Annotated in this window: 2 protein-coding genes; both read left to right on the plus strand. The window is 68.1% G+C overall.

Annotated elements, in window-relative coordinates; all coding sequences use genetic code 11:
• The coding region (locus tag AC1VAN_RS22165) for an amidohydrolase family protein (protein ID WP_480986785.1) at window positions 1–785 on the plus strand (785 nt) is incomplete at its 5' end.
• A gap of 26 nt (window positions 786–811) precedes the next feature.
• A partial coding sequence (gene ubiG / locus AC1VAN_RS22170; protein WP_480986786.1) for a bifunctional 2-polyprenyl-6-hydroxyphenol methylase/3-demethylubiquinol 3-O-methyltransferase UbiG occupies window positions 812–1,281 on the plus strand: 470 nt, incomplete at its 3' end.

The raw sequence follows: 1,281 nt of genomic DNA on the forward strand, positions 1-1,281 counted from the left end.
CCGACCCGCTGATCGGCACCGCATTCGCGCCGCATGCGCCGTACACGGTCAACGATGCCAATTTCGAGCGGGTGCGGATGCTGTCCGACCAGCTGGACATGCAGGTGCATCTGCATACCCATGAAACCGCGCAGGAAATCACCGATTCGATCAAGCTGCACGGCCAGCGTCCGCTGGCGCGGCTGGATCGCCTCGGTCTGGTCAACGACCGCCTGATCGCGGTGCACATGACCCAGCTGACCGAGGCCGAGATCCACCTGTGCGCCGAGCGCGGCGTCAGCGTGGTGCATTGCCCGGAATCGAACCTGAAGCTGGCTTCTGGTTTCTGCCCGGCCTGCGCCCTGCAGCGCGCCGGCGTGAACCTGGCCATCGGCACCGACGGCTGCGCCAGCAACAACGACCTGGACATGTTCAGCGAGAACCGCACGGCGGCGATCCTGGCCAAGGCCGTGGCCGACGATGCCACCGCGCTGGATGCGGCGACCACGTTGCGCGCCTCCACCCTCGGCGGCGCCCGCGCCCTGGGCTTCGGCGAGCGCATCGGTTCGATCGAGGTCGGCAAGCAGGCCGACCTGGTCTGCGTTGATCTGTCCGCGCTGGAGACCCAGCCGCTGCACAACGTGCTGTCGCAGCTGGTGTACGCCACCGGCCGCCAGCAGGTCAGCGACGTCTGGATCGCCGGCAAGCCCAAGCTGGTGCAGCGCGAGCTGGTCGGCATGGACCTGCCGGGCATCATCGCCAACGCGCGCCAGTGGCGCGAGCGCATCCGTCATATCCGCGCCTGAGTGCAGGCGCCGCAAGGACAACCGTCATGACTGCCCCCCACGCTTCTTCCAATTTCGATCAGGCCGAGCTGGACAAGTTCGCCGCGCTGGCCAACCGCTGGTGGGACGCCGACGGCCCGCAGAAGCCGCTGCACGCACTGAATCCGGTGCGCCTGCAGTACGTTGCCGACCGCGCGTCGCTGCGTGGCGCACGCGTGCTCGACATCGGCTGCGGTGGCGGGCTGCTGAGTGAAGCGCTGGCCCAGGCCGGTGCCGAAGTGACCGCCATCGACCTGGCGCCGGAGCTGGTCAAGGTTGCGCGCCTGCATGCCCTGGAAAGTGGCGTCAGCGTCGACTACCGCGTGCAGGCCGCCGAGGACCTGGCCGCCGAACAACCGGGCAGCTTCGATGTGGTGACCTGCATGGAAATGCTCGAGCACGTGCCCGATCCGGGCGCGATCATCGAGGCCTGCAAGCGCCTGCTGAAGCCGGGTGGCCATCTGTTCCTGTCCACCAT

The organism is Stenotrophomonas sp. 05L44_2 (assembly GCF_056665995.1).